26 protein-coding genes are annotated in these 21,552 nt (G+C 33.2%); 22 read left to right on the top strand and 4 right to left on the bottom strand.

Features of this window, described 5'->3' with window-relative positions; translation table 11 throughout:
- The first annotated feature begins 23 nt into the window (after nucleotides 1-23).
- The 4 genes from MY04_RS22455 to MY04_RS22470 are packed head-to-tail and all read left to right on the top strand — an operon-like array spanning nucleotide 24 to nucleotide 5,775.
- A complete protein-coding gene (locus MY04_RS22455) occupies nucleotides 24-3,101 on the top strand; it encodes an efflux RND transporter permease subunit (protein ID WP_205960548.1) in 3,078 nt (1,025 codons plus the stop codon).
- 31 nt (nucleotides 3,102-3,132) lie between these two features.
- Nucleotides 3,133-3,675: a hypothetical protein gene (locus tag MY04_RS22460; protein WP_066214566.1), complete on the top strand. Its 543-nt coding sequence runs from the start codon at nucleotides 3,133-3,135 to the stop codon at nucleotides 3,673-3,675.
- Nucleotides 3,676-3,686: 11 nt separating this feature from the next.
- On the top strand, nucleotides 3,687-4,442 hold the full coding sequence (locus MY04_RS22465) for a hypothetical protein (protein WP_066214568.1): 756 nt from the start codon (nucleotides 3,687-3,689) through the stop codon (nucleotides 4,440-4,442).
- 4 nt (nucleotides 4,443-4,446) lie between these two features.
- Nucleotides 4,447-5,775, top strand: coding sequence for a PCMD domain-containing protein (locus MY04_RS22470; RefSeq protein WP_066214569.1), 1,329 nt, complete (start codon nucleotides 4,447-4,449; stop codon nucleotides 5,773-5,775).
- A gap of 136 nt (nucleotides 5,776-5,911) precedes the next feature.
- Here MY04_RS22470 and MY04_RS22475 read toward each other — a convergent pair whose 3' ends face one another.
- On the bottom strand, nucleotides 5,912-6,646 hold the full coding sequence (locus MY04_RS22475) for an RDD family protein (RefSeq protein WP_066214574.1): 735 nt from the start codon (nucleotides 6,644-6,646) through the stop codon (nucleotides 5,912-5,914).
- A gap of 91 nt (nucleotides 6,647-6,737) precedes the next feature.
- Between MY04_RS22475 and MY04_RS22480 the strand changes: the two genes are divergently transcribed.
- The 18 genes from MY04_RS22480 to MY04_RS22565 all read left to right on the top strand — a co-directional run bounded on the left by MY04_RS22480 (nucleotide 6,738) and on the right by MY04_RS22565 (nucleotide 19,503).
- Complete coding sequence (locus tag MY04_RS22480) at nucleotides 6,738-7,700, top strand: stage II sporulation protein M (protein WP_066214576.1); 963 nt, start codon at nucleotides 6,738-6,740, stop codon at nucleotides 7,698-7,700.
- Between the two features lie 47 nt (nucleotides 7,701-7,747).
- Complete coding sequence (locus MY04_RS22485; protein WP_066214578.1) at nucleotides 7,748-8,560, top strand: glycerophosphoryl diester phosphodiesterase membrane domain-containing protein; 813 nt, start codon at nucleotides 7,748-7,750, stop codon at nucleotides 8,558-8,560.
- Nucleotides 8,561-8,688: 128 nt separating this feature from the next.
- Complete coding sequence (locus MY04_RS22490; RefSeq protein ID WP_066214581.1) at nucleotides 8,689-9,381, top strand: hypothetical protein; 693 nt, start codon at nucleotides 8,689-8,691, stop codon at nucleotides 9,379-9,381.
- Nucleotides 9,368-10,570, top strand: coding sequence for a DUF4350 domain-containing protein (locus tag MY04_RS22495; protein ID WP_066214583.1), 1,203 nt, complete (start codon nucleotides 9,368-9,370; stop codon nucleotides 10,568-10,570). Before MY04_RS22490 ends, MY04_RS22495 begins: the two co-directional genes overlap by 14 nt.
- 2 nt (nucleotides 10,571-10,572) lie before the next feature.
- Nucleotides 10,573-11,559 (top strand): AAA family ATPase, encoded by a 987-nt coding sequence (locus tag MY04_RS22500; protein WP_066214585.1) that lies wholly within the window; start codon nucleotides 10,573-10,575, stop codon nucleotides 11,557-11,559.
- A gap of 5 nt (nucleotides 11,560-11,564) precedes the next feature.
- On the top strand, nucleotides 11,565-12,899 hold the full coding sequence (locus tag MY04_RS22505; RefSeq protein WP_066214587.1) for a DUF58 domain-containing protein: 1,335 nt from the start codon (nucleotides 11,565-11,567) through the stop codon (nucleotides 12,897-12,899).
- Between the two features lie 99 nt (nucleotides 12,900-12,998).
- A complete protein-coding gene (locus MY04_RS22510) occupies nucleotides 12,999-13,589 on the top strand; it encodes a hypothetical protein (protein WP_158297858.1) in 591 nt (196 codons plus the stop codon).
- A 90-nt stretch (nucleotides 13,590-13,679) separates the two neighbouring features.
- On the top strand, nucleotides 13,680-14,126 hold the full coding sequence (locus tag MY04_RS22515; protein WP_066214592.1) for a hypothetical protein: 447 nt from the start codon (nucleotides 13,680-13,682) through the stop codon (nucleotides 14,124-14,126).
- A gap of 5 nt (nucleotides 14,127-14,131) precedes the next feature.
- Nucleotides 14,132-14,533 (top strand): hypothetical protein, encoded by a 402-nt coding sequence (locus MY04_RS22520; protein WP_066214596.1) that lies wholly within the window; start codon nucleotides 14,132-14,134, stop codon nucleotides 14,531-14,533.
- 111 nt (nucleotides 14,534-14,644) lie between these two features.
- Nucleotides 14,645-15,061 carry a hypothetical protein gene (locus MY04_RS22525; RefSeq protein WP_066214597.1) on the top strand — a complete coding sequence of 139 codons (417 nt, stop codon included), beginning with the start codon at nucleotides 14,645-14,647 and terminating at the stop codon, nucleotides 15,059-15,061.
- 116 nt (nucleotides 15,062-15,177) lie between these two features.
- Complete coding sequence (locus MY04_RS28125) at nucleotides 15,178-15,816, top strand: hypothetical protein (protein WP_066214600.1); 639 nt, start codon at nucleotides 15,178-15,180, stop codon at nucleotides 15,814-15,816.
- Between the two features lie 209 nt (nucleotides 15,817-16,025).
- Nucleotides 16,026-16,196 carry a hypothetical protein gene (locus MY04_RS22535; RefSeq protein ID WP_158297860.1) on the top strand — a complete coding sequence of 57 codons (171 nt, stop codon included), beginning with the start codon at nucleotides 16,026-16,028 and terminating at the stop codon, nucleotides 16,194-16,196.
- An 82-nt stretch (nucleotides 16,197-16,278) separates the two neighbouring features.
- A complete protein-coding gene (locus MY04_RS22540; protein ID WP_236941124.1) occupies nucleotides 16,279-16,512 on the top strand; it encodes a hypothetical protein in 234 nt (77 codons plus the stop codon).
- A 109-nt stretch (nucleotides 16,513-16,621) separates the two neighbouring features.
- A complete protein-coding gene (locus MY04_RS22545) occupies nucleotides 16,622-16,921 on the top strand; it encodes a helix-turn-helix domain-containing protein (protein WP_066216715.1) in 300 nt (99 codons plus the stop codon).
- A 211-nt stretch (nucleotides 16,922-17,132) separates the two neighbouring features.
- On the top strand, nucleotides 17,133-17,744 hold the full coding sequence (locus MY04_RS22550; RefSeq protein ID WP_066214602.1) for a hypothetical protein: 612 nt from the start codon (nucleotides 17,133-17,135) through the stop codon (nucleotides 17,742-17,744).
- Between the two features lie 27 nt (nucleotides 17,745-17,771).
- Nucleotides 17,772-18,287, top strand: coding sequence for a hypothetical protein (locus tag MY04_RS22555; protein WP_066214604.1), 516 nt, complete (start codon nucleotides 17,772-17,774; stop codon nucleotides 18,285-18,287).
- Nucleotides 18,284-18,973 (top strand): XAC2610-related protein, encoded by a 690-nt coding sequence (locus tag MY04_RS22560; RefSeq protein WP_084006075.1) that lies wholly within the window; start codon nucleotides 18,284-18,286, stop codon nucleotides 18,971-18,973. Before MY04_RS22555 ends, MY04_RS22560 begins: the two co-directional genes overlap by 4 nt.
- 35 nt (nucleotides 18,974-19,008) lie before the next feature.
- The gene (locus MY04_RS22565) at nucleotides 19,009-19,503 is read left to right on the top strand and encodes a hypothetical protein (protein ID WP_066214606.1); all 495 of its coding nucleotides are present in this window, start codon (nucleotides 19,009-19,011) and stop codon (nucleotides 19,501-19,503) included.
- On the opposite strand, the gene tnpC is transcribed toward MY04_RS22565, so the two are convergent.
- The 3 genes from tnpC to tnpA are packed head-to-tail and all read right to left on the bottom strand — an operon-like array spanning nucleotide 19,469 to nucleotide 21,549.
- Nucleotides 19,469-20,896 (bottom strand): IS66 family transposase, encoded by a 1,428-nt coding sequence (gene tnpC / locus MY04_RS22570; RefSeq protein ID WP_066214608.1) that lies wholly within the window; start codon nucleotides 20,894-20,896, stop codon nucleotides 19,469-19,471. The genes MY04_RS22565 and tnpC overlap by 35 nt on opposite strands.
- Before the next feature lie 24 nt (nucleotides 20,897-20,920).
- The gene (gene tnpB, locus MY04_RS22575; protein WP_066214610.1) at nucleotides 20,921-21,262 is read right to left on the bottom strand and encodes an IS66 family insertion sequence element accessory protein TnpB; all 342 of its coding nucleotides are present in this window, start codon (nucleotides 21,260-21,262) and stop codon (nucleotides 20,921-20,923) included.
- Nucleotides 21,262-21,549: an IS66 family insertion sequence element accessory protein TnpA gene (gene tnpA / locus MY04_RS22580; protein WP_066207661.1), complete on the bottom strand. Its 288-nt coding sequence runs from the start codon at nucleotides 21,547-21,549 to the stop codon at nucleotides 21,262-21,264. Before tnpA ends, tnpB begins: the two co-directional genes overlap by 1 nt.
- Nucleotides 21,550-21,552: the final 3 nt, after the last annotated feature.

Raw genomic sequence — 21,552 nt, forward strand, 5'->3', positions numbered from 1 at the left:
ACTACCTACATATTTTTAATACAATGATAAATTTCGCCAAATTCTCCATCGAAAAGAACCGTATTGTTCTTAGTGTTTTAGCCGTGGTTATGATCATGGGAATGGTTTTCTACCAATCTTTATCTAGAGATAGTATGCCTCCATTTACGGTAAGAGTCGCAACGATTGTAGCTTCTTTTCCTGGGGCAAGTCCAGATAGAGTAGAGGAATTAGTGACGGATAAAATTGAAAAAATTGCTCAAGAATTACCTGAATTAAAGAAGGTGACAAGTGATTCTAGAACTGGACTTTCGGTAGTAACTGTGGAGTTGAAAATGGACGTGGCTCCAGAAGATCTTCAGCCGGTATGGGATCGTTTGAGAAGAAAGTTGGATCAAATGTCTGACTTACCTTCTAACGTTTACCCTCAGTTGCAAGACGATGGAATCGGTGAAGTTTTCGGTATTGCTGTGGGTATTACAAGTGATGGTTTCTCTTATGCAGATGTAAAGAAATATGCTGATCGTCTAAGAAACGACTTGATTAGCTTGGAAGATGCGGCTAAAGTAGAAATTAACGGGGAACAAGAAGAGCGTGTATTTATCAAATTTGATAATGCGAAGTTGAAAAACTACGGGTTAACATCAAGTAGTTTGGAGCAAATGATTAGCTCGACAAACATTTTGAATACAGGTGGTGAAATCAATCTTCAGAATGAAAGAATTGTCTTGGAGCCATCAGGTAACTTCAACAATATCAAAGACATTAGAAATATGTTGATTCCGGTGGGAAACAACGGAAACGTCATCTCACTATCTGATGTGGCAACGATTGAAAAGGGGTATATCTATCCTCAAAAGCAAATTGTGAAGATCAAAGGAAAGAAGGGAGTATCCTTGCATATCTCTTTAAAAGAAGGCAGAAATATTTTGAATTTGGGTCAAGAAGTTGATCAGGTTTTAGCACAATATCAAGAGGAATTACCAATCGGTTTGGAAGTGATGAGATTGTCTTCTTTAGATCATTACATCGAGCACAAAGTAACTGATTTCGAAGGGAACTTGATCCAATCGGTCGTGATTGTTTTAGCAGTGATGTTGATCTTCTTAGGCATGAGAACAGGTTTAGTTATTGCCAGCTTAATTCCAATGGTATCAATCGCCACTTTCATGGTGATGGGGTTATTTGATTTAGGTATCAACCAAATCTCTCTAGCCGCTTTGATTATGGCATTAGGAATGATGGTCGATAACGGTATTGTAGTGGCGGAATCCATCATGGTAAAAATGGAAGAAGGCATTGAAGTGAAAAAGGCAGCCATCGACTCCGTTCAAGAATTATTCTATCCATTATTGATCTCGACTTTAACGACATCAGCGGCTTTCTTATCGTTCTACATGGCCGAATCGATTATGGGTGATATCATGGGGCCTATCTTCTCAGTAATTACTATTGCCTTAATATCATCATGGTTGATTTCTTTGAGTATCATCTCCCTTTTATGTGTGTACTTCTTAAAAGTGCAACCTAAAGGTGAAACAAAAAAGAAGTTCTTAGATCGTATGATTGATGCCTTGAAATCAGGTTACCATAAAGTGATCATGATCTCATTGAAATACAAAAAATCGGTAGTCGTTAGTGTGGCTATGATGTTCATCGCTTCATTACTAGGATTTGGATTATTGGAAGTATTATTCTTCCCGGATAGTGATAGAAATATGATCACGATCGACATCAATTTGCCACAAGGATCTAGAATTGAGGCCACTCAGAAAGTAGTTGGAGAGTTAGAAACGTTCTTCAATGAGGAATTGATGGTAGGTGAAGATAATAAAGACGGCATCACTTCTTGGACATCGTTTATAGGAGAAGGACCATCGTCTTATGATTTAGGTTATACTGCGGATGAGCCAAATGCCAACTATGCTCATATCTTAGTAAATACTTCAGATCAATTGATCAATAACGAGTTAATCAAAAAGATTGATGAGTACAGTTTCTTGACTTTCCCAGATGCAGATGTGAAAGTCGGATTATTGGGTGCAGGTAGTGGTGGAGCTCCGATCGAAATCAAAGTATCAGGAAATAATCCAGATCAGTTGCAAAAGATTGCTGCAAATATCAGAAAAGAGCTGTCGTCTGTAGAAGGAACGAAAAACGTGAAGGACGATTGGGGTCCAAAAGGAAAGAAGTTTGTGATCGAAATTGATCAGAGCAAAGCACAAGCGGCGGGTATGACCAACCAAGATATTGCGGTGTCCCTTCAAACGATATTGGATGGATTTAGAACGGGAGAATTTAGAGAAGAGGAGAAGTCTATTCCGATTTTATTGCAAAGCATTGAAAGTTCTGATTTATCATTATCAGCTTTAAAAACGGCCAATGTGTACAGTCAGAATTCTGGGAAAAGTGTACCACTAAATCAGGTAGCAGAGATTGTTCCTGTGTGGCAATATACTCAGATTAAGAGAGAGAATTTAAAACGTACAATCACTGTAGAATGTGAGTTGACTGAGGATGGAAATGCCAACAACATTATGGCAACAATTAAGCCTTGGTTATATCAAGATCAAGAAAACTGGGGAGCAGGTTACACTTACTCTTTAGGTGGCGATGCCGAGGAAAGTGCAGAGAACATGGGAGCGGTATTTACTTACCTTCCTCTATCGGCCTTCATCATCGTAATGCTGTTAGTAATGCAGTTCAATTCTTTCAGAAAAATGACCATCATTCTATTAACGATTCCATTAGGTGTGATCGGAATGGTGATCGGTTTATTGATCTTCCAAGTACCTTTCGGATTCATGGCTTTCTTAGGAATTATCTCTCTAGCAGGGATTGTAATTAATAACGCCATCGTCTTGATCGAACGAATAGAAGTGGAGGAAAAAGAGTTGAAAAAAGCCCCTCTACAGGCAGTAATCGATGCGTGTTTGCAAAGGTTTAGACCCATCATCTTGGCCACTTTCACAACTGTACTTGGTTTAATTCCATTGTACTTGGGTGGTGGTGCTATTTGGGAGCCAATGGCGGTGACTATTATGGTTGGATTAATGTTCGGAACCATCATCACTTTGATCTTTATTCCAGCATTGTATAGCATTTTATTTAAGGTGAAATAATCATCATCTCTACTTCATCAATATCTATCTCATGTCAATTATTGTTATACAAGCAATCGCTTCAGCCATCTCTATTCCAACAGAAGCGGATAATATTAATATTCACCTAAAGGATGATCAAATGGTTTCTGTATCCAAAAAGGAATGGAAAAAAGGAAAGCGATTTAGCTCAGAAGATCGGTTTGCTTATGTACGAAACAAGCAAGTGATGTTTATCGAAAAAAGTGATATCGAATACATCAGATATGAATCGTTAAGGACTTACGAAAAAACGGCAGATTTCATGGAAGAATATGCCAAAATTCAAGAATTGGAAGAAGATGTACTGAAGTATTTCCACACTATAAAACACAAGAAAGCCAGGACTTCTCAGGTGCTGGGAGTAGGAGCATTATGTATGGGAGTATTTGCCGCTCCTGTAGTACTCATCGTTTCGCCCATACCAATTACCCAAGCGGTGGTTCGAATGCGAAAAGTGAATTACCAATATTGTACAAAAAGGGAAGAATGGAAAGCCTTAAAAAAGTCAAGAAAAGAAAAAATTAAGAATTACAAATTAAAAGCTACTGCATAAATCTATCAATCATGAAAACATTATCAATCTATCTCACTTTATTATTCGCCTTTAGCCTAACATGTGTATACGCTGGAGGGGGTGACAAAGAACCTCATTATGATAGAGGAATTACCAATAGAACATTTATTCCAAAAGGACAATGGATGGTTGGTGCCACGTTTAATTACTCGGAACATGTAAACGACAACTATCAGTTTTTAATCTTGAACAAATGGGATGGAGCTGGTTATACTTTAAAAGTAAGTCCATTTTTCGGTTACTTTCTAAAAGACAATTTAGCAATTGGTGGTCGTGTGACTTATCAAAGACAAGAATTAAGAATCGATAACCTACAACTGGATTTAGGGGACGATATCAATTTATCTGTGCAAGGCATGACGGAACAAGCTCACATGAGCTACTCTACTTTCTTCATGAGAAATTACATCAGCTTAGGAAAAGGAAATCGATTCGGTTTATTCAACGAAGTGAGTTTGTCCTATGGCTATGGTCAATCCAAAAGTATGCATATGGAAGATGGGCCACACGATATCAGAGGATTGTACTCAAAAACCCACGAATTTAATATTGGTCTTTCTCCAGGGATGGTAGCGTTTGTCAATAACAACTTGGCATTGGAAGTAAAGATGGATGTGATTGGTTTCAATATGAAATCGACAGAACAAATCGAAAATCAAGTGTGTACGGGTTCAAGAAGAACCAGTAATGCTGATTTCAACTTAGACATTTTCTCATTAAACATCGGATTAACCTTATTTATCTAAACTCATGAAAAAACTTATTACTATTGTTATCGCTGTATTCGCTTTAAGCGGATGTATTAAAAACGATGTGCCTTATCCGTACATCTTCGGAGAAATTATTTCATTGCAAATTGAAGGTCAGAATGGGAATGCGATCATTTCACAAGAAAACCAAACGGTAGAAATTAGAGTGCCTTTTGGAATGGATAGAACACAATTAAAGATCACTGACTTAGTGATGACGGAAGAGGCGACTATCTATCCAAAAATTGAAGAGTTGATGGATTTTTCTTCACCGGTTACTTTTACAGTTTCCACTTATCAAGATTATGATTGGACAGTGACTGTTATTGAAGATGATTTTGATATCATTATGCATGAATTCGAAATTGAAGGACAGGTTTCATCAGAAATTGATCAGTCCAATAGAATTATTCGAGTGGTGATATCAGATACTTTGGATATTGAAAATTTAAATGTGATACAATTTAGTTATTCACCAGAACAAGTACCCGTTCTCCCATATCCATTTGATGTACATGATTTTTCATCAGAAGTAACTTTCCTTTTTGATGACATAGAATGGAGAGTAGAAGTAACGTACGATGATGGAGAAATTGAAAATATTGGAGAGCAGATTATGTATTCTGATTTTAAAACATGGTATTACGGAGGCAGAAAAGCCAATGAATCCAACAACAGTAGAAAGTTTAATATTCCAGGAGAAGATTTTGATGGCACTCCATGGAGAACGGGTGATGTTGGAGCGGCTGATTTGATTATTCCTACTGGAGTGAGAACAGTGTATCCTTCTCCATCGGAAGAAAACTATGAGTACACTACCTTGAAAACAACATCGGCTTTAGGTGTAGTCGCTGCAGGATCTTTGTTTGTAGGAGATATTCAAGGAAGTGGTTTAACCAATGTACGAACTGATTTTGGTATTCCATTTACAGATCAACCCAAAAGCTTTGAAACGACTATTCAATATATGCCAGAGTTGTACGATGGAAGCCCAGATCAATGCGATGTGTATGTTTTGCTTCAGGTAAGAGAAGGGAGTGGCGATAACGAGAAAAGATATCGATTAGCTACTGCATGGTACAGATCGGACGAAACGATGATGAATTTTGAAACCATCAACATGCCATTATTATATGGAAACCACAACGACTTAGCCCCTTTCATGATGCCATCGACAGCTAACGAAAGAATGCCAGAACACGGTTTTGCACCAATAGACAGTGAACCAACACACATTATTGTAGTGTACTCTTCGAGCTTCGATGGAGCGAATTTTAAAGGAGGAGTGGGAAGTGAACTTCGTGTGAAAGGATTTGAATTAAAGTATTAACCTTTAACGACTAAGACTAAAAAAGAGAACCAATAAAAATGATGTATATGTATTTTATATAGGATAATTAAGCAAATTAATTAGGTAGTATTAGAAACTAGAGGCATCTTAATATTTAGGATGCCTCTTTCTATATTTATATTAAATGATTTTGATTCTGTACTGATATTGTATGGAAGTAATAATCGTCTAACAATTGCTTTAATAGTTTTTTATCTCGCAATTCGGTCTCAAGACCAAGATCTTCAATCATTTTTGTTTCTACTTTTTTAATGACCATTCGATGTTCATAAGAGAGATCAAGTTTCAAGCAGTTTTTAATCACTTTTACATGCTTTTCAGTTAGATTGGCTGCTTGTGAGAAAACCGGAACATAATCTTCTGGGAAGGTTGGGATCTCTAAGTCAGAAGAACGTACTTTTTTCTTTTCAGAGATGACCATTGTACCTGCTACAATATCACCTACTCTTTGTCCTTTTTCTCCCAAAATAATAGTTAGAATGGCCACCATACCATTAGATATAGCAATATCTACAAAACGAAATAACCAACGTAGCGTCAGTTGAGAAACCCTTAATGGAGTACCATCCTTTGAAACTACCTTAATTTTTAGAGCACTTTTTCCTAGGGATTGTCCATCAAAAAATATTTCCATGAGATATTGATAGACAAGAATCACAAACCCCATTAAGACACTCAAAATTTGAATGGCCAATTTTGCTTCTATGTATGCAAATAGAGATAAAGGAAGAAGATAAGCCGATAATAAGATGACTAAGTCTAAAAGGTAAGCTAAAATTCGGCTAGTTACATTTGCTTTTTGAAGTCGTAAATTTACATTCTGACTATTTTGAAATGATATTGATGACATGTTGAAAGAATTAAAAAAATAAATTAGTCTACATCAAAAATATAGATTTTTTTGATAGGATACTTATATTGCAGTAACAAACTTATTTTTTATGAAAGAACCAATATTTATTCTTAGAAATCAGGATAAATGGAAAAAGATTGAAGCTGAGACTATTAATGCAAATGCCTCACCCGAAATACTAGCCTCGAATTACAAATCTCTGACAGAAGATCTATCTTATGCACAGACTTTTTATCCTTCTAGTGATACTACCTATTATCTAAATGATTTAGCGGTAAGATATCACAAAATGATTTATGTGATTAAAAAGGAAAAGAAATCGAGATTTAAAGACTTTTGGTTATATGAAGTGCCATTTGAAATGGCTAAAAATCACAGGCAAATTTTCTGGGCTTTTGTGGTGTTTTTAGTGAGTACAATAATTGGAGTGTTTTCCGCTTACCACGATCAAGAATTTGTGAGACTTATTCTAGGAGATGGTTATGTAAATATGACTTTAGAAAACATCGCTAATGGCAAACCTATGGATGTATATGCCTCAGGAGGTGCTTTTGAGATGTTTTACCGAATAACACTCAATAACATTCAAGTGGCTTTTTATGCTTTTGTCTTAGGAATATTAACTAGTTTAGGTACAGGTTTTTTATTATTCCGTAACGGTATTATGCTCGGTTCCTTCCAGTACTTTTTCTATGAACATGGGGTACTTAAAGAATCACTTTTAAGTATTTGGACCCACGGTACATTAGAAATCACTGCCATAGTATTCGCAGGAGGGGCAGGGTTTGTTTTAGGAAATTCTCTTCTTTTTCCCAAACACAAAAAACGTAGTCAAAGTCTTAGAGATGGTGCTAAAAGTGGATTAAAGATCGTAATTGGTCTTGTCCCTATTTTTATAATTGCAGGGTTTTTAGAAGGATTTGTTACTCGACAGGTGGAATGGCCTTTAGCTTTAAGGTTATTCTTTATCCTTTCCTCTTTGGCCTTCATAATTTTTTATTATTTTTGGTATGCTTTCAAAGTGTACCAATCGAAAATGAAAGAAAACTAACTCTTTTTTTAGCTAACACTTTACTTTTATAATTTATAATATCTATCATGAAACGTACATTCGAATTTAATCAGGTGAGAGACCTGGGTGACAAAATTGATTTTACCTTTTCCTTCTTCAAAGAAAACTTTAGAAAAATATTTAAATCTTGTTTGACAATGATTATTCCTTTGACTGTTATTGGTTCTGGAATTTCAACTGGTGGACAATTATTTTTTGCTGGTGAAGCAGGTTTATCTACCACTTTTGCATTGTTTGGTGGGATTTTACAAAGTATTGCCACAGCTATGTTAGCAGCAAATATTTTTGTCTTAATTAGAGGACATATTAATGGAAAAGATCTTTCTCCTGTAGAAATTAATAATGAAGCGAAAGAATATACAACAAAAATATTTTTTGGATCAATATTATACGGTATCTGTGTTGTTATCGGTATGATTTTCTTTGTTATTCCAGGCTTCTTTTTAGCAATAGCTTGGGCCGTACTATTACCTTTGATTGTTTTTGAAGAAAAATCAATTACCGAAGCGATGTCAAGAAGTAATAATTTAGTAAGCGGTAACTGGTGGGCTACATTTTTCTATTTCTTTATTTTAGGTATAATTGTATTTGGTATCAACTATGTATTTACGATTATTCCTGCTGGATTAGTTGGTGTTGGAGCATTTTTCCAATTTTCTGATGAAGGATCTTTAAATGTTGCATTTAAATTAGTGGCTGTAATTATCTCAATGGGTGTAGGTATCATTTCACCGATTGTAAAATCAGCGTATCACATTGGTACTTCAACACAATATTTCTCATTAAAAGAGAAAAAAGAAGCTTCTAGTATCATGAGGGATCTTAATGCTTTAGACTAAGATAATTAGATAGCTAAAAAGCTGTCATTTTTATAAAATATAGTGGTTTTGTAGTGACGTTGCACTGTAACGTCACTACAAAACCACTTTTGATGCAATACAAGCTTAGCAAGCGAAAAAACAAACGAATGCGTAAGTATTATTCCATATTACTCTTCTTTTTAACGACTACAGTACTTAAAGCAAATGAACGAGCATTTTCTAAAGAAACAGTAGATCGTTTAAAAAATGATTCGGATTACCAGTATATCCCACCCTATAAGATTTTCAATATGTGGGATGAATTCATCCAATATATTGTAGATATTTTAACTGATTTTTTCAGAGATACTGATATTGAAAGAAGTACAATAAGTACTATTATTGATTATACAATATGGGGTATCGCTATTTCGGTATTGCTATTTGCATTATATCTATTTTTAAAGAAACAAGGAGTTATTGTCTTTAAGAGTGAACAAAAAATCAACAACTACGATACAAATATTTATTCCAAAAGCGAAAACACTATTCCTTTAAAACAACAATTGGAAGATGCCATTCATCAACATCAATATCATGAAGTGGTTCGATTATATTATTTGATGGCCATAGATACTTTGGATCGTAAGCATTTGATAAATCTTAAAAAGGTTGATCACCATAATGATATCATCTTTCAACTAAAATCGAACCTTATTTCAAAACCCTTTCAAGACATTGGGGTATATTTTCAGTATTGTTGGTATGGAGAATTTGAAGCAAACCAAACCATATGTGATCAATTAGAAGGAATGTACCAAAACTTTGAACAAGCCGTAAAACAACATGAAAAAGCTTAAAAAACATCATATCTTTTTAGGTGTTGTTGTACTGTTGTATTTAGCATTAACCTTTAAAGATCAGAGCCAAACTGATTGGACAAAACACTATAAATCTAATGCTAAGAGTCCTTATGGGACGAAAGCATTAACCACACTTTTAGATGAATCTGAAGATTTAAATTTGAAAGTGGATAATTCACGATTAACCATCTATGAATTATTAGATTCTCCTAAATCTATGGACAAGGGAATAATATTGATACAACCCTCATTTTCCCTTGATAAAACTGAATATGATCAATTATATAAAGCAATTGAAAAAGGAAAAAATGTATTTATTGCTGCAGAACATTTTGATTATAATCTATTAGATACACTCCGTCTTTTTGCAGAGGGTACATACAATTTCACCAATATAAAATATGTTGATAATCAAGAAGATGCAGAGGCTAAGATTGATTCTGTTGACCTTGAAATGAATGGGGTAATTGGAAAGTTTTCAACGATAGATTATCACTATTACTTCACCTTTGGTGATTCATCGTCAGTAGAAAGATTGGCAGGCACCGATGATGACCAAAATGTATTTGTGAATGCTAAAATTGGAGAGGGTAATCTCTTTTTATTATCAACGCCTAATGTGCTTAGTAACTTTCCGTTACTTCATGAAGATAACTACCTTTTTGTCAACGAAATTCTGAAAGCATTACCAGAAGGGGAATATGTAAGGACAGAATATTATACTTTAGGTAGAGAAGGACAAAGTACTCCATTGAGAGTAATACTTGCCCAACAAGGACTAAAAGAAAGTATTTTTACATTATTGCTTTTGATCTTTGTTTATTTAATATTCCAATCCAAAAGAGAGCAAAGAGCAATACCTACTATCGAACCTCCTAAAAATGATAGTATGGCTTTTGTGAAAACGATAAGTCAGCTTTACTTAAACGCCAACGACAACAAGAAAATCTTAATCAAAAGAAAAAGATTCTTGTTTAATCATATTAGAAACAAACATTACCTTGATTTTAATGAAGAGGATAATACTCAAAATATCCAACTTTTAGCCATTAGAACAGGTATTGACGAAGAAGAATTACGTTCACTCTTCGTCTGTGTCGATAGGGAAATTAACTACCCTATGACCGCTTCAGGCTTTACAAGGGCCAATCAATTAATCGATGAATTTTACTCAAAAGAACAATAAACATGGAAGATAATATTATCAACAACTTCGAAAACAGAATTGATACATCAACGTTAATCCAAGAATTAAATTTACTTAGAGAAGGGATCAATAAAGTAGTGAAGGGTCAGCAGAAAACCATCGACCTATTACTTACTGCTATATTAGCCGACGGCCATGTTTTATTGGAAGGTGTACCGGGTGTAGCCAAAACATTAACGGCGAAAACGTTGGCGCATATGATCGAAGGACATTATTCAAGAATTCAGTTTACTCCAGATTTAATGCCATCGGATGTATTGGGTACGAATGTATTTAATGCAGCCACCAATTCTTTTGAATTTAGAAAAGGTCCTGTTTTCGGTAATGTTATCCTTACGGACGAAATCAACAGGGCACCTGCAAAAACTCAAGCCTCTCTTTTCGAGGTAATGGAAGAGCGACAAATCACTTATGATGGTCAGAAATATGATATGGACGAGCCTTTCTTAGTTATTGGTACTCAAAACCCAGTTGAACAAGAAGGAACGTACCCATTACCAGAAGCGCAGCTAGATAGATTTCTATTTAAGATTGATTTAGGCTATCCAGACGAGCAAGACGAATATGATGTATTAATGATGCACCATCAGCATGAAAAACCAACTAATTTAATTACCGAAGAGTATAAATTGAATCCAGCTAAGCTGAAAGAGTTTAGAGATCTAGCGAAGAAAGTGATCGTAAAAGATGAGATCATCGATTACATTCTTAAACTGATTCGTACTACGCGTACAACAGCAGATTTCTATTTGGGAGCATCACCTAGAGCGGGGGTTGCTTTATTGAACGCATCTAAAGCTTGGGCATGTCTGCAAGGAAGAGATTTCGTTACTCCTGACGATATCGCTTATGTCATCAAACCAGTATTAAGACATCGTTTGATTATGACCGCAGAAAAAGAAATGGAAGGAGAAAATATGGACCGATTGATTGATAAAGTGGTGCATTCTGTAGCTGTTCCAAGATAATTACTATGAAGTTTTACAAGCAATTATTCTTTTCAGATCGCTTCTTTTTTATTGGAGTAGCGCTGGTATTTGCCTATATATTGTCCTATCTGTTTCCCATCATTTTTAATGTGGTAAACCTGATAGGTATCCTCTTCTTTTTATTGTTTATAATGGATACTTACCTGTTATTTTCGACTAAAAAGAAGGTATATGCCACCCGATCTACTCCGGAAAGATTATCTAACGGAGAGGATAACCCGATAGAAGTATATATTGAAAACAGAAGTGCACAACATCTTTTTCTAGAGGTAATCGATGAGGCTCCGATAGAGTTTCAGCTTAGAAACTTAAGATTCAAAACTACTCTAAAAGAAGGAGAAGACGATAAGTTTACCTACACTATTCGACCAACAGAAAGAGGGGAATATTTTTTTGGTGACTTGATTGTTTTTGCAAAGTCAAAAATTGGTTTAGTACGCAGAAAAGTAAAACAACACTGCGAGATCACTTCAGTAAAAGTATATCCATCTTTTCAGAAACTGAAAAAGTTTGAATTGATGGCCTTGCATACAGGTCATATCGAAGGCGGGATCAAAAAAGTCAGAAAGGTTGGTCAGCAAAAAGAATTTGATCAGATAAAAGAATACGTTCCTGGAGATGATTTTAGAAGCATCAACTGGACAGCAACTGCACGTTCTCAACAACTAATGGTGAATCATTATCAAGATGAAAAAGCACAGCAAGTGTACACCGTTTTGGATATGGGACGAAGCATGAAAATGCCATTTAATGGTATGACCTTGCTTGATTATTCTATCAATGCTAGTTTGGTATTACTTCATATCGCTCAGAAAAAACAAGACCTTATTGGTTTAACAGCATTTGATTATCAGAGTCAGAATTTCCTTAAAGCAAGAAGAAATTCGGGTCAGATGCAGAACGTGATGGAAAAATTGTATAATCTGAGTCCAAGTTTTATGGAAACAGATTTTGCCAAGGTGAGTGTTTTGTTAAAGAATCAGATAAAGCATAGAAGTATGTTGTTGTTCTTTACCAATATCCTTCACAAAGAAAGTCTAGAACGAAAATTACCTTACCTTAAAAGACTTGCCAAAAAACACTTACTAGTCGTTATTTTCTTCGAAGACAACGAGCTTAAAGAAGAGATCAAAAAGAAATCGACTTCTATGGAAGAAATCTATCTAAAAGCTCTTCAAGAGGAGAATATTTTAGAAAAGAAAATGATCGCTAGACAGTTACAACAAAACGGTATTCAAACAATCTTGACTACACCTGAGAATTTGACTGTAGATACGATTAATAAGTATTTGGAATTGAAGGCGAGAGGAGTGTTGTAGGTGATTTAATTTTTGCGGAGAATATTGCTTTAATGTCCGCATAATTTAAGGAGAATATTTGATATGAGGAGAAAAGAAACATCTTAACACTTTAACAAAATGATGAAATATTTAATCTCAATTATATTATTTACTTTTCTACATTTAATTCCTGGGTTTGCTCAAAAGAATAATGAAAAACAAACCGAGAAAGGTGCAGATGCAATCATTGGGATTGAGTTGATTATAACTCAGGATACTCTTTATCTAGGAAAAGAATTTCCTGTTTATTTAAAGCTTTCAAATAATTCCAATAAAAGTATATTTATCCCTAAAAATATTGATTTAACAAGCAACTTACTTCCGAATGGACTTAATGAAATTTGGGATGGAGCGTTAGTTAAATTAGAACTACAACCTTCATCAGACTTTGCTTCAATGCACCAAGAGAATACTACTTGGGTCACTTCTGTGGAGTTTATTAAAGTGAAACCTAAATCTTATGTGAAGTTTCTTTTAGTGGATCTAAATCAACATATTCAAAACTTTAATAAAGACATTGATTCAGATGATTTGAAAGTCAAGTCAAAACAAACTTACACTTTACAAGCGACGTATAGGAATGGCAGAAAGAAAAAAGGAAAAGTAAAGCGAACATTTTTAGGGGAGGCCAAATCTCAAAAAATTGAATTGATTATAAGAAAAGACTAAGTAAAATAATTATGAAATGATAGCTAAACTTAGCCTTTACACAATATAACGCTCAATTACTTTCAATAAACATTTTTCAAGCATAATCAGATGAGATTCATAATTAAAATTATATTCGTAATCTTAGTAACATTATGTTATGTAGAAGTACAAGCTCAAAACTGTACAAAATGCGATATACAAACTTTAAAAACTGTTGAGCAAGGATTGGAGTCATTAAATTTTGATTTAGTGTATTCATTAGTATGTACTCTGGATTCCTCATGCATAAATAATGTAGAATTTGGAGAGTGGAGTAATGAGTTAATCCATAAAGTGTTAATTAAAGATGTTAATCTATTAAACCAAGTATTACATAAACTTGGATGGAAATATATTATGCTTGTAACAAAAGAGTTACAAAATCCTGTAATTGAGTATGATTATCAACAATTATTCAAAATTATAAAAATGGCTGAGGGACCAAAAGATATGCTCTATGCAGAGCAAGAAGCAATAATAATTGCTGCAAAGAAAAGTGGAATAACGTTAGATTAGAATATATGAAATCTGTAATTTTTTTTGTGATTTATATTATACTCTTTAGTTGTGTTAGTTCAAACAATAATTGCAATAGATTCAAAGAAGGGAGATTTATTTATTTCAATAAAGAAGAGAAGCAATTTGACCCAAAACATATTGCATTTAGAACAAGCGATAAACAAATTGGTATTGATTTGGAAAAAGGAGATACGCTAACTTATGACTTGAAATGGATGTCAGATTGTGAGTATAAATTAATATTCACTGAATCTACTTTGAACAAAGAAGGATTTATAAAAATTGGCGATACTCTTACAGTTACTATTGAACCTATTGATCATTCAACTTTCAGCTATTCTTCTATAATTAGTAAGGAAAATTATATGAGAGAGTTTAAAGGAGTGATGAAAAAAATTAACTAAACAATATAAAATAATGATGCTGAAATTATCACTTATCTTAATATTAAATTTCCTATCTCTTCAAAGAATGATCAACCAGAACAAGTAATTGAAAGTTTTTACACATGGTATTTGAATGGAGGGAGAGAGGAGGTTCAACCTACATTCGTAAAAAAAGAAAATGAATTCACAACTTTAAATTTAAAAGAAGTAGAGGAGGTTCTATCAAAAAATAATGTATCAAAACAATTATTGGATAAGTATCGTAATCAGTGGTCGGATTGTCTATCAAATTTATCGAAATTAAGTTTCAAGGAATTTCAAGCAATTGATGATATTTCGGATATTGAAGATCTTATGTGTGATGTCCAATCAGATTTTTGGTTAGCTAATTCATTTGAAAGTCATCGTGAATTTATTATTGAAAATGGAGAATACATCAATCCAAATAAATATGGAGCTGATATTACTATTCATTCAGCGGCCTTAAAGTTTCATGTTATTGTTGTGAAGCAAGACGATCAATGGCTGATTAATGAAATTAGATGAAGTATAGAATCAAAAAAAATCTAATATTTTGAGTCATTGTATTATGGTAGAAATTATGGGGTTGGAAAGCGATGTTAAAAATAATTAGTTCTTAATAGTAACAAAAAATTATTTCTATGACCTTAAACGAAATTAAAAAAATCGATACTGGTTTTTCTCATAAGTATAAATACTGTTTTAAAAACTATCATTTTACTTTTGATACGCCATTTTTATTAAAAGTTCATAGAAATTATAGTCTACTGAATATCCTAGAGTTATTTATTTATAGGTATCCATTTATTTTTCTTTTATATCTATTTTGTTTCATCCTAAGGCCGTTAGATTCATTAGTTATTAATACTTCGATGAATTTTTTTCTGATGTTATTAGTTTTCATACACCGAAAGTATAAAAACCTAAAAAAGCAGAATTTTGAAAGTAATATGGAAAAGATACGCGGGACTATTACCTTAAAAGAGTATGAAAGTGGGGAAATTTTTGGCTATAAATTTAAGGTATCATATTCTTTTAAAGACATTTTTTATCAACCATATAATTTTTTTACATTTTATTCTGATACCGATAAAAGAAATGAAGACCATGAAGTAGGTGATGAGGTAGACCTTTATTTAAATAAAGATTTCCCTGAGTATGTGAAGTCAGATAATTCAAAATCTCGGTATGATTATCTATGGCAAGCTTTAAAAATTATCCTCCTATTTATTTCTTTAAATCTGATTCTCTATTATTATCATTTAATAAAACTTTTTTAAAAAGGAATCATGGAAAAAGAGGTAAGTGGAAGTCATAGTAAGGGTTACCTCATAAAATAAATGAATATTGATAATAATTAAGGTTTAGTTGATACCCATTAATTACTTTAAGCAACTTAAAAGTTTATGATGAGTAAGAAGAAATAATAATTTCACCAAAGAAAATTAGAAGACATTTGATTGTAATATCGAATAAGAGATTAACAACCATGGGAGAAATTTACCTAAAAGCTCTTCAAGAGGAGAATATTTTAGAAAAGAAAATGATCGCTAGACAGTTACAACAAAACGGTATTCAAACAATCTTGACTACACCTGAGAATTTGACTGTAGATACGATTAATAAGTATTTGGAGTTGAAGGCGAGAGGAGTGTTGTAGGTGAGCTAAATTCTAAGCTCAATTAGGAATATGTGATCATTTAAGATTTTGAAATAGTTTACAAACTTGTTAACTTTGTGTAATGACAAGAGAAATTCAATTTTATGAAAAACATTTTGTTAATTTCTATTTATCTCTTGATTCAAATGCTCAAGAGAAGATAGAATATGTGTTTCAGGTAATACGGACAGTTGATAGAATACCACAAAAATTTCTTAATCACATTGAAGGTACAAATGGTTTATATGAAATTAGAATTAAAGTGGTAGTGATATTTACAGAGTTTTTTGTTGCTTTGACGAAGGACGGATTGTAATTCTGTTTAATTGATTCCAGAAGAAAAGTCAAAAAACACCGAAAAATGAAATTTCAAAAGCACTAAAATTGAAACAAGAGTATTTTAAAACAAAGAAAAGTGAATGACTATGAAAGAGATCAAAGATGCACAGAATTTTGATGAACTTCTTGATATAAAATATGGAAAACTTGGTTCAGATAAAAGAGATGATTTTGAAGTAAAAGCAAAAGCATTTGTGATTGGAGAAATGATTAAAGAAGCACGAAAAGAAGCTCACTTAACCCAAGAAGAGTTAGCATCAAGAACAGGAACAAAGAAAAGTTATATCTCTCGTTTGGAAAATGGTAAAATTGATATACAAATTTCAACATTATTTAAAATATTCGAAGAGGGGTTAGGGAAAAAACTTGGTTTTACTTTGATATAGGGTGATTGAAAATTAAATGAGCTTGTTTGCTTTTTAATTCTTTCAGATAAATTAGGTAAAACTGAAATCATTAATGATGTCTTGCAAACTTATGATAGTTGGAAAAAAACGGTAGATGAATTATATAGTGTAAGAGATAAAGATGAAATTATCAACTCTATAGGAAATAAACAAACTATAAGAACATAGTAGCAAACTTCTAAACTAAACCATGAAATTTTTAAGAGTACTAAACTTAATTCTTCTTTCTTTTTTAATTATCATATGTTTACTAGGATTATTTTATAAACATATATCCTTTGGAATGGGACTTGGGGATATATTAGGATATTTCTTTTTAATATCAGGGACGGTACTATATGTATATTTGTTTCAAAAATATTATAAAGGAGGGATCGCGCCACAACTCTTAATGCTCAACTTTTATTTTATTTTTACTTTTTTGGTTGTACTCAAAGCTACTTATTTAAGAAGTGATGAGTATAAATGGAATGGTTGTCTTTTTTATGAAAGGTGTTTTAGGGACTTTCAAATAACAAATAGTAATTATGATAAAACAAAATGGGTAGATGTTTGCCCTTGTAAATACTCCACAGATTTTACGGGTAAATGGAGTGGATACCATGTAGAACTACTTTCAGGGGATATCAAGTATCCTGAGGAACTTGAAGAATATATTAAATTACCCATCACCATTGCATTTATTAAAATGGAGGAGGAAGAAAAACAAGCATCTTTAATTCAGCATCAGATATATTCTTTTTCTGGAACAATACATGAAATAAAAAATGGAATTCCTGTTATGGAAGTATCTTTAAACTAGATATTTATCAATACAAAATAGCAAATCATGATACTAATAAAGTACTTCATACCATTTGAAAAAATAACGTACCAAACAAAACTAGACTCTGAGGAAGTAATTTATAGAATTAATAAAATTACTGTTCCAGAATATGGTATTAGAAGGTCTAAATTATCAGATAGGCGTAATAATATAATATATGAAGGGAGTGTTATTGGAAACGAATTTAGTATTATTAGAATGACACAAAATAAGAATTCTTTTTTACCAAAAATTGATGGAGTTGTTGAAGAAAATTTTGGGGTAACCGAAATCAAGATAAAAATGAGTCTTGAACCTATAGCTTTAGTTTTTATTTTGTTATGGTGTGGCGTACTCGCTTTTATTTTTTACCCATTTTTAATGTCAAACTTAGAAAAAGAATTATTTGATCCAACAATATGGCAACCCTTTGCGATGTTGTTGGCTGGTTATGGAGTTATGATAGGATCATTTAAGTTCGATAGTAATTATTCTAAAAAACAATTATCTAAATTATTTGAAGCTGAATTAAAAAAATGAGTTCTAAATTAAAAATTATCATTGGTTCTATAAGTTTCATAATAATTTTACTTATTATGTTTCCAACAATCAAAAGATTTATTGAAATAGATAATAACGGAAATTGGGATGATGAATATGTCAAATGTGATACTATATTAATCAACCAAGAAACCTTAATAGGTTGCCATAATTCCCAAACCAATTATTATGTAATTAATGAGAAAAAGGATACAGTGTATCAACATGATGAATGGGTGTATTCAGCTAAGTTTATTGATTTTAATAATGATGGATATGATGATATTTTGTTTGGTTACATGTCTAATACACCCGAGGCTTTTGATTTAGCATTGTATAATCCAAATGACAAAAACTTTAAATTGGTAAAGGATTTTCCAAAATTTCCTTCTCCAACTGAAATAGACAAAACTGGTATTTATTATTCCTATCATAAAAGTGGTTGTGCTGATTGGGACTGGGACAGTGATCTATTTATACTAAAAGATTTTGAAGTGGTTAAGCTCGGTAATATACATGGAATAGGTTGTGAAACTTCTAATAAAAATACCGGAATATTTATTTCAAAAGTAAAAGGAACTCACTACCAATTAATAGATTCAATTTTACGTGAACCGGGTTATTACGATGAAAAGTTTGGCTTTATTAAAAGCTATTGGAATAGCAATCACAAAAAATTTGAATAATAATTTTTTACATTCGAATATAAAAACACCAAAACATGAAAACTAATACACTACTTCTCTTACTTTTAATCTCTTTATCTGCTTTCTCTAAAACATCACCAGATCCAGCAGCACCAAAACTATACACTTCCGATATAGAGAACTTTTATACTGCCTTCGACTTAGTATTAAAGGATACAGCCAATGCAAATCAGATTTTTAAGGAGAAATACTTTTCTGTGGGGACGAAAGGTTTAAAGGACTTTTATAAGCTTAAAATTAATGACCTAGATAAGTTCTCAAGATTTATTATTAAGCATCAAGAGTTTTATAAATCAATTAGGGAGGACATTACAAACATTGACGATCTAAAACAGAAGATTTATGCTAACAATAAGGCATTTAAAGATGTATATCCTGATGCGGTTTTCCCTGATATTTATTTTGTAGTAGGTAGATTTAGTTCTAACGGAACAATTTCAAAAAGAGGTAAGCAATCGCCCATCCCGCTAAATACTACTTCACCGGCAGTAATTCCTCAATTTTATTGATTGGCTGATCATCTATTTTTTCTAGCGTTGATTTTAGCCATTCAAAAGGTTCAATGTCGTTCATTTTGGCTGTTGCAAAAAAGGCATAGAACATGGCAGCTTGTTTTGCTCCTTCTTCATTTCCTGCAAACATGTAATTTTTTCGACCAATAGCAAGTGGACGAATTTTATTTTCTATGGGGTTGTTATCAATCAAAAGTTTACCGTCAGTTAAGTACATTCGGAGTCCTTTTTCTCTATTGAGAAGATAATGTATTGCTTTTCCTAACTGAGATTTAGGTAAGACGGTTAGCTTTTTTGCCCACTCAAAAAGTGTATTGATTACTGGAAGAGCATACTTTTGCCTTTGCTGATAGATGATTTTTGGATTAGATTCTTCTTTCAGTGATTTTTCCAGTTCGTAGAGCTGACCAATAAGGTTCACCGCCTCCAATGCCCTTTTATCTCCACCTTTATGTGCTTCAAAAAAGTATCGACGTGCGTGGGCCCAACAATTGAGCTGTGTAATTGTTGTTGTCTGATCAAAATAATCGTAAGCTTTATAGCCATCGGTTTGAGCATAACCTGAAAAATTATGCAGATGTTCTTTTAAATATTTCCGATCTCGGCCGCTTGCATAATGAATCGATAATAATTTGGCTTTAGGATCAAGGTAATACCACATATATCCTTGGTGTGGTTTTCCTTTTTTACCTGTTCCCATCACCTTTATGGTCGATTCATCGATTTGGAGGTAGTTACTTTGCTGTATTTTTTGAGTGAGTGTGTCGTATAAAATACTCAGTTTATCCGCCGTTCTTTTTTGTAAGTCTATGAGCGTTGTATTTTTTAGATAAACACCTTGTCTTTCAAATTGCTTGATAAAACGATGGATGGGGATATGATCGATAAATTTACTCACGACCATCTGTGCGGCTAAACTTGCCGATGTACTTGACTTAGGAAATGGTAAATCTGATGGTAAATTTGCTTGACTAAACTCGCTGTTCTCTTGATCTGCATCACGAACGTAACGAGGGCGAATAATTCTACGAACGAATAAACGGGCAGGCTCGCATTCGAGTACTTCCGTGACATCTTCACCCACTTTATGCCATCCATCCAAATCGTGATCAGGTTCAATCACTTCTTCTACACGTTCCAGGTGCTCTGGTAAAGCTGTTCGTACAGGCTTTTTCTTTTTGCGTTTGTGAGCAGGAACGGTAATCTCCTGAGAAGGCTCCGTTTTCTGCTCTTTGTCTTGAGCGAAAATAGAGAGCTGATTATCGGGTATATCCGCTTGTTTTCGTTTCTCTGATTTAGAACCGTAAAGCATACTTTGAAGCATTGACAACTGTGTCTTCAGTTGTGCATTTTCTTGTTCTAAATTCGCTATTTTATCATCCTTACTCACTTTACAAAAGTAGCGATTTTAATACTAAAAACGTACTTTTTGACCTCTTTTTTCTAAAGAAACACCTTCAAATATCATCATCATTTCAGTAGAGGTTAGTGCTATATTTTTGCGTTCTCCAAAACCTTTAGGAAGTTCAAACCTACCTCTTTCCAGTCGTTTATAGTATAAGCAAAAACCTCCTCTTTCAAACCTAAGAAGTTTAATCTTGTCTTTACTCCGGTTGATAAAAACAAAGATATCTCCACTTGTTACCGATAAATCCATCGTAGAAATAATGATATTACTCAAACCATTAAACCCTTTTCGCATATCTGTAAATTTACTGTACAGATAAATGTGATCTGTATTACGAAGAGATAACATTAGAAAAAATGAATTGCTTCTTTTAATAGTTCTCGATCTGAAAGATGGAGTTTTACTCCATTGGGATATTCGAGAGTAACGGTCTTAAAGGTCTGTTCAACCTTCTTCGGTACTTTGACAGGGATGAAACTCCCCTTAGCTGGATTTGTATTTTCTTTACGTTGTTTTACTACCCAATAATGAAAAGTGGATAGCTTAATTGAATGAAGTTGACAATAAGCTTTTTGTTGTAAACCACTAATTTTCCATGATGCTATATGAGCATACATTTCTGCTTTTTTTGACATAAT

The sequence above is a fragment of the Flammeovirga sp. MY04 genome, from assembly GCF_001682195.2.
Lineage (GTDB): Bacteria > Bacteroidota > Bacteroidia > Cytophagales > Flammeovirgaceae > Flammeovirga > Flammeovirga yaeyamensis.